This window comes from Paenibacillus sp. J22R160, assembly GCF_059692135.1.
This window is the reverse complement of sequence record NZ_JCAUAU010000001.1, coordinates 26,461-40,102: the sequence shown is the minus strand read 5'-3', so window position 1 is coordinate 40,102 and position 13,642 is coordinate 26,461. Positions and strand designations below refer to the sequence as shown.

The window sequence follows — 13,642 nt, the reverse complement described above, 5'->3', positions numbered from 1 at the left end:
TAGAGAGGAGATTGGTTATGAGCAACACGTTAGAGCAGCTAATCGTGAAATACCCTGATTTGGAGCCTTGCCATTGCAACATCCAAGAAGCATTTGAGGCAATCAAGTTATCCTTTGAAAAAGGCGGCAAAATGCTGCTTGCCGGCAACGGTGGAAGCGCCGCAGATTGCGAGCATGTGGTCGGCGAATTGATGAAAGGTTTCATGTCCCCTCGCCTGCTTTCGAAGGATCAAAGGGATAAATTGATGATGCACGGAGAAGAGCAGGGTGCTTATCTGGCCGATCATCTGCAGGGAGCGCTTCCAGCGATTTCCCTGGTCAGCCATACCGCTTACGCAACAGCGTTCAATAACGATGTGGCCGCGGATATGGTCTTTGCGCAGCAGGTTTTCGGTTACGGCAGGCCGGAGGATACCCTCGTTGTTTTTAGCACTTCAGGCAATTCAAGCAACATTGTGCATGCCGTACAGGTAGCCAAATCCATAGGGGTTACGACCATTGCGCTTACGGGAGAAGGCGGAGGTCGCTTGAAAGACCTTTGTGATGTTATGATCCGCGTACCCTATCGCTCTACACCGGATATTCAGGAACGCCATCTACCGATCTACCACGTGCTTTGCATGATGCTGGAGGAGGCCTTCTTTGCATGAGTCTCTTATTGGGCGGCATTGATATCGGTGGCACGAAATGTGCGGCTGTACTCGGAACGAGTTCGGATGAAACGGTCACAATTTTGGACAAAATCAGCTTCCCTACACCGGCCACGCCTGAAGATGCACTGGCGATGCTCGGAGGCGCGATGGAGCAATTGCTGCGGCGCAATCAAGCGGGAACTCTGCATGCCATTGGCATATCTTGCGGTGGACCCTTGAGCAGCAAGGATGGCCTTGTGCTGTCCCCGCCGAATCTACCGGGTTGGGACCGCATCGATGTTTGCACGCCTTTTCGCAAACGGTTCGAGGTTCCTGTTGGTTTGCAAAATGACGCTAATGCCTGCGGACTAGCGGAGTGGAAGTGGGGCGCCGGCCGTGGCTCGAGGAACATGGTGTTCTTGACCTTCGGCACAGGAATGGGCGCTGGTCTTATTCTAAACGGCAGGTTATATGCGGGCACGAACGATATGGCCGGTGAAGTCGGACATATTCGTTTAGCGGAGGACGGTCCCTTTGGTTATGGCAAGAACGGCTCCTTCGAAGGTTTTTGCAGCGGAGGCGGAATCGCAAGATTGGCCCGGCAAATGGGAGACGGAGGGGACGCGGCTCCCAAGCTATCGGCCAAGGAAGTTTTTGAAGCCGCTCATGCTGGAGATGAGCTGGCCATGGAAGTTGTCCGCACGGTCAGTAAGCAGCTAGGCAGAGGACTGGCCATCCTTGTCGATATCCTTAACCCGGATACGATCGTGATTGGCAGTATTTATGAGCGGCAGGAGTCGCTGCTGGCCCCGCTTGTGAAAGCGGAGCTTCAGCGTGAGGCATTGCCGATGGCAGTCGATGTTTGCCGAGTTGTTCCATCCGGTTTAAAAGACAATGTCGGAGATGCAGCAAGTCTTTCAGTTGCGCTTCATGAATATGAACAACAGCGGAAATAGGGGAGTGGCGCTAATGTTAAAAGAAAATCAGACTGGTTTGCCGGCAGTATTAGGACGTATCGGCATTTCGGTGACGCCGGATTCCGGTCCGGCTATGCCGCTTCCATGCCAAGCGAGTGAAATCACTTCAGGAACGGATATACACGGTGCTTACCAAGAAACGAGCCACGCATTCGCGAATGACGAGAATTCGGCTGTCGTTAAGCTGCGGCTGCGAGCGTATGACTCGTTCGTACTCGCTTCCGTAGAGGGGCAATTTAACAATGCGAATGATTTCGGCAAGCAGCTTTGCTTCTCCGGGCATAATGGGATTATCCTGCATGCTCAGGAAATGGCGCAGCCCGATGGTTTGATGGCCAACTATCAGCATAAAGACTGGTGGACACGCCCGCATTTTAACCGCGAGTGGGCGACGCTGCCCGAGAGGACGCAATCCTTGCTGTGGAGCCAAGCCGGCAGGTATTATCACTTGCTTCCGGTATGCGGTCCTGTGTTCCAAACCGATATCAGCGGCGGGGATACCGGCCTACAGATCCGTGTGTCTTCCCATCAAGGAGGAAGAACCAAATGTGAAGCTTTGTCGTTTGTCCTAGGTATAGGGGCAGATCCTTATCAACTTGTTGAGCGGCATGTGCATGCCGCGCTGCAGGAGCTTGATTTTCCAACATTGCCTCGAGCACAGAAGCCTTATCCGGAGATTCTTGACTCCCTCGGCTGGTGTTCCTGGGATGCCTTCTATCATCAGGTTAACGAAGAGGGCTTGTTAACAAAAGCAGAAGAGATGAAAGCAGCGGGACTGCCTGTCCAGTGGGTGATGATTGACGATGGCTGGTCGCAAACGGTGGATAAGAAGCTGAGCAGCTTCCAAGCGGATGCCGAGAAATTTCCTCAAGGACTTGCTGAGACGGTTCAGCAGCTTAAAACTCAGCATGGCATCCGTTATGTCGGCGTGTGGCATACGATTGCCGGCTACTGGGGCGGCATTCACCCGGAATCTCCGCTTGCCAAGACGTATAGCGATTACTTATATAGCAATGCCAAAGGAAGCTTAATTCCGTACCCGGATGCAGGCCGTGGCTTTGGTTTCTGGCATGCTTGGCATTCCTTTTTGGAGCGCCAGGGGATCGATTTCGTTAAGGTAGACAGTCAGAGCGCTGTACGGAATTTCACGAAGCATGAGTGGGCTATCGGAGAAGCTGCAGCTGCGGCTCATCAAGCATTGGAGGCTTCTGTATCGTTGCATTTTAACAATACCATCATTAACTGTATGGGAATGGGCGCGGAAAATATATGGCATCGTCCGAAATCCTCCGTTTCTCGCAACAGTGATGATTTCGTCCCTCAGGATCAGTACGGCTTTGCCGAGCACGCCTTGCAAAACGCCTATAATTCGTATTATCACGGTGCTTTTTATTATGGCGACTGGGATATGTACTGGACGAAGAATCATGATGATATTCAAAATGCCGTACTTCGCTCGGTTAGTGGAGGTCCCGTCTATTTCAGTGATGCCCCGGGCAATACTGACGCGGCGAACATATGGCCGCTAATTTACCGTGACGGCCGAATCATTCGCTGTGAGCAGCCGCCAAGTCCAACCGCAGACTGTCTGTTCCTTGATCCTACGCAAGAAGCCGTGCCGCTTAAACTTTGGAACAAGGCGCAGTCCTCGGGCGTTGTTGCCGCACTCCACATCGGAAAACATAGGGATGCTGTTCAAGGAACAGTCGGTCCGTCCGATGTTCCAGGATTGCTCGGCGATCACTTTGTCTTGTACGAGCATTTTTCTGGCGAGATGAAGAGCTTGCGTGCCGATGATAAGATTGCTTTTGAACTTCAACCAGGACAATGCGCGCTGTATTTGATTATTCCGGCTGCGGGTGCTGTGACTCCGATTGGATTAACGGATAAATACATCGCCACTGATGCGGTTCGCGATATGAAGTTGGAAGGAGATTCCGTTTCCTTTCAATTGAAGGAAGGCGGGGTGTTCCGTTTCGTATCAGAAAGCAGTTCTGTTTCTGTAATAGCAAGCGGCAAGAATCTTCCTGTCACATCAATCAGCGAGCAGTTGTATGAAGTGAGCGTTCCGCAAGAGGGCGACCATCTGCCAATTGTCATTTCCGTTATGAAGTGAGGTGGCTTCCTTGTTTTTAGCGCTGGATATCGGAACAACGAATTGTAAAGCCGGAGTTATTGATGAAAAGGGGAAGCTGCTAGCTACCGCGATCAGAACGAATCGGAAGCGGGAACACGAAACGGGCTACGTTTATTATGATCCGCAGGAGATGTGGAATACGATCAGCTCTTTGATCCAGGAAGTCGTTACTACCACGGCAGGTTTGAAACAGATTCAAGCCATTGGCATTACGAGTATGGCGGAGAGCGGCTTGCTTGTGGATCGTCATTCTGGTTCGGCGAGAACGATGATTATTCCTTGGTTTGAGACATGCGCAATCCCTCAGGAAACCCGAATCAAGCAGGAGATTGACTCGTATGAACACTTTTGCCAAAGCGGTCTGCATCCCTCATTCAAACAAGGGCTGTCGAAGCTGCTTTGGATTCAGGAGACACAGCCCGAGTTACTTGAAGGAAGCGTGTGGTTATCCGTTTCCTCGTTTGCAGCTTACCGGCTTACCGGGAAGTTCGCGGAGGAGGAGACGCTTGCGGCACGGACATTCGTTTATCGGATGGATCAACGGGAGTGGAATGTGCCGCTCCTGCGACATTTCGGCTTGGAGGAAAACCACTTTCCGCCAGCTGTTGAAACAGGTTCGGCCGTAGGACGGGTGATTCCTGATGTGGGCAGGGAACTAGGTTTAAGAGCTGGCATATCCGTCTGTCTTGCTGGACATGATCATGTGTGTGCCTCTTTAACCGTCGGTCAATCTGAGCAAGGAAGCGTATACAATTCGATGGGGACTGCTGAAACGCTCGTTGGCAGCTTCGGTGAAAGGGAACTGGGCATGTCCGACTACCAATCGGGACTCGTATTTGGAAGGCATCCGCTGCCTGATCAGCTATTTTGGATGGGCGGTCACTCTGCTTCCGGGGGATCGATCGAGTGGTTGAGGACACTTTTGGATGCCGGGGATATGTCATATGATGACATACTTAGTCTTCTTGAACAGGTTGCTCCAAACCCAACGGGCATACTGTACTTCCCGTATTTATCCGGCTGCGGGGCACCTCTGGCGAATGCGATGGCGAAAGCGGCATGGATTGGGTTAACTGCGCGTCATCAGCGCGCGGACTTGTTCAAGGCGATTCTTGAAGGAAACGCCTATCAGATGGAATGGCTGCGTCAGCAAGCCGAAACGACCGTCGGGGAGCCCATCCGCAAACTGGTCGTTGTTGGGGGAGGCGCCAAAAACAGCCATTGGCTGCAAATCAAAGCTGATGTTTCCGGCATTGCGCTTGAGCATCCCGACCTCCCGGAGGCGACGCTGCTTGGTGCAGCATGGACAGCTGGGGTCGGTTCCGGCGTGTATGCCTCGTATTATGAAGCGATAAGTACGCTTTCTCCAGCTCGATTACAGACGTACACGCCTGATCTGGAGAAACATAAGGCGTATCGCGCCCTGTATGAACATGGTTTCTCTCAGCTGCGTCCGATGCTGCTTGACTATGATCTGTGGCTTCATCGAAGTAGACCGAAGAAGTAAGTTTGATAGGGGAGGAGGGAGCATGAGCATGCTACTGACTCCTCTTTTCTTTTTTAAACCGCGTAATGATAAGCATCACGGGGAGGAACACGACAAGGAAATATATGCCTGACATGCCATAAAGATCATTCACCCAATGCAATCGGTCACGATCCTTGACAATCATCTGACCGACAATGAAAAACAGAAGAATGATGATCAAAGAAATGCGAGGGTTCGCACGGATAGAAAGCTTTAAACTGTGCGTAGCAGACCATAGACTCATTGCAATATTTGCGAGCACCTTAATAAACCAAACGGAGATCACCAGATACTCCACTCTCTGCATTAAAGGAAATTCAATGATGGAAAGCATACTCAGCGTCGGCCAAATGGTCTGAAGAATCTGGCCTTGGCTGAAGTACATGAAAGCAACCAGGCCAATCAGCATGTACATCGTGCATGCGGCGATGATAGCCCCATGTGTCCATTTTTGCGATTTGGACTGCTGCTCGATGAAAGGATACATGATCAACAGCACTTCAAATCCCAGGTAGTGCGGCAGCATGGTAACGGTAGACTTGAGAATTTGTTCAGTCGAATGATTGAGAACTGGCAGTAAATTTTGCAGTCGCAGATAAGGGAAAAGCATGATCGACAGCGGTGCAATAAATAGAAAGATGCTAACAGCACCCCAAAAGCTTAACCCGGTAACCGTTCGAAAACCGCCGGACACGGTATAATAGACGAGTACAAGTACAACGAGTGCAAGAGGTAGCATCTGCATGAAGGGAAATATCCAAATTTGAACGACCTCAATAAAAATTCTATAGGTGCAAAAAGCGCCAAGAATGTAATATAACGATAGGATCAGGTTCAGGCCAGTCCCCATAATCTTACCGAAATAGTTGCGATTTAGAGAGACGATAGTTGTATCTGGCCGTTTATTGCTAGATAGAATCTTGTACATCATCCAAACGATAAGATGCATGGCAGCAGCTGCAAGCAAGATCGAAAGCCAAGCGTCATATCCAGCATCTTTGACCACATCGATCTGAAAATACATCATCCCGACATCGACCACACTGGAATAAATGATGAAGAAAAGCAGATAAGGGGAAACCGTGAATTTCTTATTTACTTCTTGCTGCATACTAGTCGTTTCCCCCCTGTCATCCAAGCCTCGCTTATAACTCCCCAACACCGCTTTGCTCAATAGACAATTTCACTTTTACTTGAGTTCGCAGCTGAGGATAAGCGGCATAGAAATCCTTCTCATTCCAGTTCCGTGTCTGGCTTCTGACAAAGTCGCCAAGTCCGATTGGATCAACCTTCTTGCTCTGGCAAAGTGCAATGAAGTCTTCAATTTCTTTTTCTAAATAATTGCCCAACTGCTGCTCAAATTGGTTCATTGACCCCTTGGTATTGATATGGAGCCAACTCGGGATATCTTTGACCAATACTCTGATCTTCACCCCAATGTCAACCACAGGCTCAGGGGTTGATGTATCGTAATGATAGTGCACCGTTGAGCCGATGCTATTCATCAAAACAAAATCGTGAATCGTCGAATTGCCGCCTTTCATTGGCATGAGTAAGTTTCCGTGTCGAGAAGATTCTGTCAATAATTTAAGCATAAAGGCTTCTCTGATACTCACTTTGGTTTCGAATTTATCCGCTTTAAATAGCGCTAAACCATCAATTTTCACAGAACCGCTTTCGACGATGAAGTAGGGCAGGTAAATATCCCGCCCCTCCCCGTAATAATTAAATAAGATATGTTTAAAATTCATTTTGGGCAGGTTGCCTGATTGGATATTTTGCTCAACCATTCGCATGAGATAAAGTGACTCCTGTGCCTTCAAGGCGACAGCCATCAGTTTGGATGTTTCTATATCCGTTACGCCCATCTGAACTCTGCTTGCGATCTTCGGATCTCGGCAGAAGCCGCCAATGACAGGGCCAATTCCCATGTCCGCATATGTTTTTGAGAAAAGCACCATGCCCATCTGTCCGTATTGAATCGTCTTGCTTGTTTTGGTATTTAACCGGGCTATCATATCAAAACTGGAGTCAGATTCGGTTAGCAGCAGCTGTGACTGGGTTTTTCCTTTTTCTGTATAGCTGGATGCGATGACCGAACAAAGTGAGCGATCACCAACCTTATCGTACCCAGCCGTTTGCACAAGCTGAATTTTATTAATAATCTGCTGGTTGCTGCTGCATCCAACGGCAAGTACGCATGAGATCAGAGCCATAGCAGCTTTATAAACCATTTAGGCTCATTCTCCTTTCCAAGGCATTCATTCTTGTTCCCAATCCCTCTTCTTTTTCCTGGGCTTAGGAACATATCGGAAGATCGACTCCGGTTTTAGATAGGATGGTCTTTTATTCGTATATTGGTACGATGAGCGTATAAAGCTGTCTCTAAGATCTTTAGGCTGAAATGGATACAAAGGCACGGTGTAAGGACTGCCTAACGACGTTAGTCTTGTTATATGAATAAGGATAAAACAGATGCCGAAAATCAATCCGAGACCTCCCCAAAACCCGGCCAAAATAATGACGGGAAATCGAAGAAATCGGATCGTATTTGACATTTTGTAAATTGGTGTTGCGAATGAAGCTAGCGCGGATAAAGACACGATGATGATTAAAATATTACTGGCTAAAGCGGCTTCAACGGCCGCTTGTCCCACAATAATACCGCCGACGATGCCTAGCGTCTGACCGATCTTGGTGGGCAGCCTGGCTCCGGCTTCGCGCAGAAATTCAATCGTGATTTCCAAAAAAAGCACCTCCAGTACCGGGGAAAACGGCACATTCTGCCTGGAGAAGATAAGCGGCTGCAATAAATCCTTTGGAATTACCTCGTAATGGAACGTTGTAATTGCGATATACAAGGCAGAAGCAAAGAGTGAAAAAATAACGCCAAATATGCGGATGATCCTAAAAAACGAGCCTAATATCCAGGGTAAATAATAATCTTCCGGTGAAATGAAGAAATCGTACAGCGTCGAAGGACCTGTAATGAAATAAGGAGATCCGTCGCTGATCACGGCAACCTGGCCGGAAATTAAAGAATAGACGACACGGTCTCTTCGTTCCGTTGATACAAATAACGGGAAAGGGGACAGTGAATTGTCAGAAATGATCTGATCCAACTGTGAAGTATCGAAGACGACTTCAAAATCGATGCTGCTTAGTCGCTGCTCAATGATTGCCACGTTTTCCTTGCTTGTAATGCCGTCAATATAAACAATAGCCACTCTGGAATTGGATAAACTGCCGATCGTCATTGTTTTTACGATCAGGTTAGGAACCGTGAACTGGCTGCGAAGCAGATGCAGGTTGATGTCGAGGTCTTCGACAAAGCCAACTTTCGGTCCCACCACACTGAATTCGTTATCGGTATCATTGTTTTTGCGCAGCCCTGCTTTACTGATTAATGGAATTAGCGCACATAGAGCGTCGTGTTCGTTTTTTTGGATAATGGCATATCCCTGAAAAAGTTTAGTTTGGATTTCCGCTATTTGGTCGGTAATTTGGATACCTTCAATGGTTATTAATTGTTTAATGTCATTCAGATGTTGAATGTCAGTCCCTGCCGCGTTGTTTTCAATCGCACGAAGGAGCTGATCTTGCAACAGCTGTTCATCGATCAAAGTCTTATAATAATGAATGATGAGGGGAGGCTGGGTGAATGCGATCGTGCTGCTGGTAAAGTCGCTGGACCTTTGTGCGAGCAGGAGTAATTGTTCAATGTCTTCGGCCGTCGTATTCAGCATTGCGCATGTCATCCATTCTTCCTTTTTGTTGGTATTTTTTGCTATTTGCCGATTTTTATGCATCTTTCCGGATAAACGTTTTGGCCACGACCTTAACATACGCTAACTTCCAAGTAAGATAAGATGAGTCCTCACCCGGCATCAGAAGTATAGTTAATAGGAAGGCATTATGAGGATTGGGAGGCATGTTGCGATGAGTCAATTAACGAACGAAGAGGTAGCTTTTTATAAAAAGAATGGGTATTTGCTGAACCATAAACAGCTATTCTCAGCGGAGAAACTAGCTGAATTGACGACTATTTTTGAGGATCAACTGGCACAGAAAGGCAGCAAGCTGTCCGATGAGTTAGATACGCCGCATTTTCGCGACGAGAGACTTCTGAAGTTCCTGCTCTCGGACGAAGCGCTAGATTTGGTTGAACCGCTGCTGGGGCCTAATATCGGACTATGGTCCAGTCATTTTATATGCAAAGATCCTTTTGTCGGCAGAGCTACGCCTTGGCATGAAGATTCCGCTTACTGGCGTGGACGTGTAGACCGACTGGACAAAATCGTGACCATTTGGCTAGCCATCGACCCTAGCAGCAAGGAGAACGGGTGTATGCAGGTTATTCCTGGCACCCATCGTAATGGATTTTCCGAGTATGAATCGGTTGATAGCACGAAAAATCTCTTTAGCACGCAAATTAAAAATTTGGACACCTCCAAAGCCGTTCACTTTGAACTCGGCCGAGGCGAGTGCTCGCTGCATGATGCGCGGATCGCACACGGAGCTGACCCGAATAGGAGCGCTGACCGACGCTGCGGATATACGATGCGCTATTTTGCAACGGATACGAAGGTCTTTCAAGAGAAAAACAAAAACTTCAAAGTGTGGTTGGCTAGAGGAAAAGATTTAGCAGGAAATCACTATGCCAATGTGTAATAGAGCTTAATACGAGAGGAGCGGGAGCGGATGCGTAGAAAAGATCAGCCAGAGCGATTGACGAGCGAGAAGTTTATTCATCCGTCCAAGTCTTTTCAAATATATACCCAGCAGGTTGATCGACTCTGCGAGCTGCATTGGCATGAATTTTATGAACTTTGCTTTGTACGTGCGGGGAATGGAAGAAATATCGTCAACGGTGTTTCTTATGAGCTGCGTCCCGGCAGCTTGTTTCTGCTGACCCCAGCTGATTTTCATGAGATCGGTCCTCTTGCCAATGAAACGCTGCATTTGTACAACCTCGTCTTCTCCGATGATTTATGTAGCGGGGAGATGAAATCGTTATTCTTTCAAGAAGCGGGAGACTTTTGGAATGCAGATATGAGGGAGAACTTTGGAACCATTGAAGCTGAGTTTCGCCTGATTTGGGAAGAATCCCAGCAACAAAAAATGGGTTACAACCACATTGTGAAGGGCTCTCTGGAACGTATTCTCCTCTACGTCGCCAGATTAACCTCCGCAGCTAAGCGAGATGAGGAGAAGATCGTTCACCAGAAGCACCCCGATGTGCAAAGAGCGCTGCTCCATATCCATCATCATTTCCGGGAAGGGATCTCCCTGGAGGAAGCTGCCAAGCAAGCAGGTCTTGCGCCGAATTATTTCTCACACGTTTTCCGCAAAACAACAGGTATTCCCTTCCAAACGTATTTACAGGATCTCCGCTTGAAATTTGCCAAATCCCTTATGATGTCTTCCGACTATCCGATTACAGAAATTTGTTATGCCTCAGGTTTTCATACTTTAACGCATTTTGAACGCGTTTTTAAGCAGCGCTTTGGTCAGACGCCGAGAATGGTCCAGAAATTGCGAACAACGAATTTTGACTAGTTTATTTAGTCAGATGTTACAATTGATAGCCCCAATAGCCTGTGCTATACTCTAGGCAACTTTTGGTAATTTCAAAAGGATCAAGGGATAAAGAGGAGGAAACATTCACATGTCAGCATGGATTGGTCAAGGGGATGTCGTTTTATTTCAAGGGGACAGTATTACGGATGCAGGGCGTGTTCGTGACAACGGCAATGATTTGGGAAGAGGCTATGCTTTGATGGCAGCAGCTCAATTTTCGGCGAAATATCCGGAAAAACAGGTGCAATTCCTTAATCGGGGAATATCAGGCAATCGTGTTGTAGATTTGCAGCAACGCTGGAATCAAGACTGCTTGAATTTGAAGCCTAATTTAGTGTCTATTTATATCGGAATTAATGATACGTGGAGACGTTATGACCGTAATGATCCGACTTCGACGGAGAGCTTCGAAGCGGGATACCGTAATTTGCTGACGCAAACCGCAGAAACTGGCGCAAAGCTTGTACTTATTGAACCTTTTGTGCTGCCTGTACCCGAAGATCGCAAACAGTGGAGAGAAGACCTCGATCCCAAAATCACGGTGGTCCGTGAATTAGCCAGAGAGTTCGATGCACGTCTTGTGTGTTTGGATGGTCTATTTGCTCAAGCTTCTACGAGAGCCGAAAGCGCATTCTGGGCGCCGGACGGTGTACACCCATCTCCAGCTGGACATGCTCTTATTGCCAAAGCTTGGCTGCAGGCTGTCGGTGCTACCGAGTAAACGGGAGCTTACTCATTCAGCCATAAGCCGTACTGCTGGCGATATTGCAGCGGAGTGAGACCGGATTTGGCTTTGAACATCCGGGTAAAATAGTTGGCATTGTCCACGCCAAGCTCATAAGAGATTTGAGAGATCGGCTTCACGCTTGTAGCGAGGAGCCTTTTTGCTTGCTCTATTTTTAAACTATGTACAAAATGGAGCGGTGCTTGGCCAGTTTGTTTGATAAACAATTTGCGCAAATGTGAATCGCTAAGCTGTATAAGTTCTGCCAGTTCTCTAATCTCAGGCATGCGACTCGGATGAGAAAGCAGATAATGAATGATTGTATGAATTCGGTTATCCATGTGTGTATAGGGCGAAATCGGCTGATCGGCCATATCACGATTCATTAGCTCATAGAGAATACGCAAGAGAGAAGATTGCATGAGCAGAGAATTCACCGGGGAGGTGTCCCCGATATGGGTTAGCATATCACGGATTGGGGATTGTACATTGTGCAGGGCTTGATCGAATACAACAGGTAAATTAAGCACATGCCCCCAGCTTCGATTGCTTAAAAGAGAGATTTCAGCGTCAAAATTAATGCTCGTTAGCGCAAGCTCACTAGAAATCGCATGGTAGTTAATATCGGTATGGGCGGGCAGGATGCAGATTTGACCTTCCTTACAGGTATACCGGATATGATCGACTTCAAGCAGGAAACTGCCTTGCTGCACAATCCATAGAACGGAATGGTGAAGCGTGCGGTGGCTGGCTTGCCATTTGTAGTCCAGTTCGTACTGTTTTATATGCAAGAAACGAATGTCCAGAGAGTCAATAATTAATTGATAAGAGTTCATTGTACCAGCCACCTCGCTTTGCGTTCCGCTTGTCTTTTTTAGCCCATTGTAGCATGAGGGTTTCCATGAAAAAAGAACTTCTTGTCAGCTATTCCTAACTGCCCCGTTTATTTCTGCGGTATGATGCCTCGAATGGCTTCATTCCGATTAAGTTTGTCTTCCCCATGTACCAGATATGTGCGGATACGCGTTGTATCGCCTCCCCACTCCTCCATCAGGAACTTTACTTCAGGTGTTGTATAGCGCACAGAGAAAGCTACGCGTGGTATGTTTGAATTATTTTTTTCCGAGCCATGGAACGTTGCCTCGTTAAAAAAGGCTATTTGACCGGGGGACATTTCGAGGTCAACAGCTTTCGACTCGTCGATTGCTTCCGGAGGCAAGCCTTCGGAGAAGGCGCTTTGATTCGTCCCTGTGGAGACATGCGCGACATGAGCTTTGTGAGTTCCCGGAATGACCCGCAGACAGCCGTTCTCACGGATGGACCAACCTAGGCTTACCCATGCGGTTGCATTAATCGCAGGCTCCATTGGCCAATAATTGATGTCCTGATGCCAGGGAATAAATTTATCATTATTCGGTTCCTTGTACCAGAAATGCATTGCCCATAGAACCAGGTCTTCACCAAGTATTTGCTTCATTGCTGCAATAATGCTAGGGTGTGTGGCTAATTCATAGGCCCAATGGTGGTTTTGATGCCAGGCGGATAAGTTCATTTTGGTCGGACCGGGTTCATACTTGGACTGAGCTACGACATCAAAAAAACGATTATAGTACATATCGGCTTCCTGCAGCGATAGACCTTGCATAGGACCGCTGTAGCCTTCCTCGCGAAATTGATCGATAGAGAAGGGAGTTCCTTTGGTAATCATTCTCAAAACCTCCAGTAGGATTAGTTTGGAATTACTTATAACCTTATTGTAAGGCGACGACCAAAGAAACATAAGGGATGAAAACGATTATGAATAGCACAAAACGATTATTTGTAATGGTTTTTGAAGTTTGTTATTGTCAGGTGAGGTGAGGTGGCTGTGTGGCCGATAGCTAAATAAAACACAACAGGACCTAGAAATATCCCTGTCCATCTGGAAGAGGTTGGTTATAATGAAGTTGTTCACATTTGTTTTATATTGTTTGAATTGGGTTCGTTTCAATCAAGGCAGGATGGAGGCGTTGAGCGCAGCGTTTGAAAGTAGTTTAGCAGGAAGCAGCTTTATACAACATCTAG

Annotated in this window: 12 protein-coding genes; 7 read left to right on the top strand and 5 right to left on the bottom strand. The window is 47.6% G+C overall.

Going from position 1 to position 13,642, the window contains the following annotated elements; genetic code table 11:
• Nucleotides 1-17 precede the first annotated feature (17 nt).
• From AC58UW_RS00180 to AC58UW_RS00165, 4 genes are read left to right on the top strand one after another with little or no spacing between them, the layout of a single operon-like run.
• Nucleotides 18-650 carry a D-sedoheptulose-7-phosphate isomerase gene (locus AC58UW_RS00180; protein WP_497418704.1) on the top strand — a complete coding sequence of 211 codons (633 nt, stop codon included), beginning with the start codon at nt 18-20 and terminating at the stop codon, nt 648-650.
• On the top strand, nt 647-1,588 hold the full coding sequence (locus AC58UW_RS00175; protein WP_497418703.1) for an ROK family protein: 942 nt from the start codon (nt 647-649) through the stop codon (nt 1,586-1,588). The genes AC58UW_RS00180 and AC58UW_RS00175 overlap by 4 nt, the downstream gene beginning before the upstream one ends.
• 13 nt (nt 1,589-1,601) lie before the next feature.
• Nucleotides 1,602-3,725: a Sip1-related alpha-galactosidase gene (locus tag AC58UW_RS00170; protein ID WP_497418702.1), complete on the top strand. Its 2,124-nt coding sequence runs from the start codon at nt 1,602-1,604 to the stop codon at nt 3,723-3,725.
• A 10-nt stretch (nt 3,726-3,735) separates the two neighbouring features.
• Nucleotides 3,736-5,253 carry an FGGY-family carbohydrate kinase gene (locus AC58UW_RS00165; RefSeq protein ID WP_497418701.1) on the top strand — a complete coding sequence of 506 codons (1,518 nt, stop codon included), beginning with the start codon at nt 3,736-3,738 and terminating at the stop codon, nt 5,251-5,253.
• A gap of 31 nt (nt 5,254-5,284) precedes the next feature.
• Here the strand turns inward: AC58UW_RS00165 and AC58UW_RS00160 are convergent, their stop codons facing one another.
• From AC58UW_RS00160 to AC58UW_RS00150, 3 genes are read right to left on the bottom strand one after another with little or no spacing between them, the layout of a single operon-like run.
• Entirely contained in the window at nt 5,285-6,385 is a 1,101-nt protein-coding gene (locus tag AC58UW_RS00160; protein ID WP_497418700.1) for a GerAB/ArcD/ProY family transporter, read from the bottom strand.
• Between the two features lie 34 nt (nt 6,386-6,419).
• Nucleotides 6,420-7,508 carry a Ger(x)C family spore germination protein gene (locus AC58UW_RS00155; protein ID WP_497418699.1) on the bottom strand — a complete coding sequence of 363 codons (1,089 nt, stop codon included), beginning with the start codon at nt 7,506-7,508 and terminating at the stop codon, nt 6,420-6,422.
• Between the two features lie 27 nt (nt 7,509-7,535).
• Nucleotides 7,536-9,032, bottom strand: coding sequence for a spore germination protein (locus tag AC58UW_RS00150; protein ID WP_497419304.1), 1,497 nt, complete (start codon nt 9,030-9,032; stop codon nt 7,536-7,538).
• Between the two features lie 181 nt (nt 9,033-9,213).
• On the opposite strand from AC58UW_RS00150, the gene AC58UW_RS00145 reads away from it, so the two are divergent.
• The 3 genes from AC58UW_RS00145 to AC58UW_RS00135 all read left to right on the top strand — a co-directional run bounded on the left by AC58UW_RS00145 (nt 9,214) and on the right by AC58UW_RS00135 (nt 11,575).
• Complete coding sequence (locus AC58UW_RS00145) at nt 9,214-9,945, top strand: phytanoyl-CoA dioxygenase family protein (protein ID WP_497418698.1); 732 nt, start codon at nt 9,214-9,216, stop codon at nt 9,943-9,945.
• 30 nt (nt 9,946-9,975) lie between these two features.
• The gene (locus AC58UW_RS00140; RefSeq protein ID WP_497418697.1) at nt 9,976-10,833 is read left to right on the top strand and encodes a helix-turn-helix domain-containing protein; all 858 of its coding nucleotides are present in this window, start codon (nt 9,976-9,978) and stop codon (nt 10,831-10,833) included.
• 109 nt (nt 10,834-10,942) lie between these two features.
• Nucleotides 10,943-11,575, top strand: coding sequence for an SGNH/GDSL hydrolase family protein (locus AC58UW_RS00135; protein WP_497418696.1), 633 nt, complete (start codon nt 10,943-10,945; stop codon nt 11,573-11,575).
• 8 nt (nt 11,576-11,583) lie between these two features.
• Here AC58UW_RS00135 and AC58UW_RS00130 read toward each other — a convergent pair whose 3' ends face one another.
• Nucleotides 11,584-12,414 carry an AraC family transcriptional regulator gene (locus AC58UW_RS00130; protein WP_497418695.1) on the bottom strand — a complete coding sequence of 277 codons (831 nt, stop codon included), beginning with the start codon at nt 12,412-12,414 and terminating at the stop codon, nt 11,584-11,586.
• A gap of 107 nt (nt 12,415-12,521) precedes the next feature.
• Nucleotides 12,522-13,286, bottom strand: coding sequence for a phytanoyl-CoA dioxygenase family protein (locus tag AC58UW_RS00125; RefSeq protein WP_497418694.1), 765 nt, complete (start codon nt 13,284-13,286; stop codon nt 12,522-12,524).
• Between the last annotated feature and the right edge of the window lie 356 nt (nt 13,287-13,642).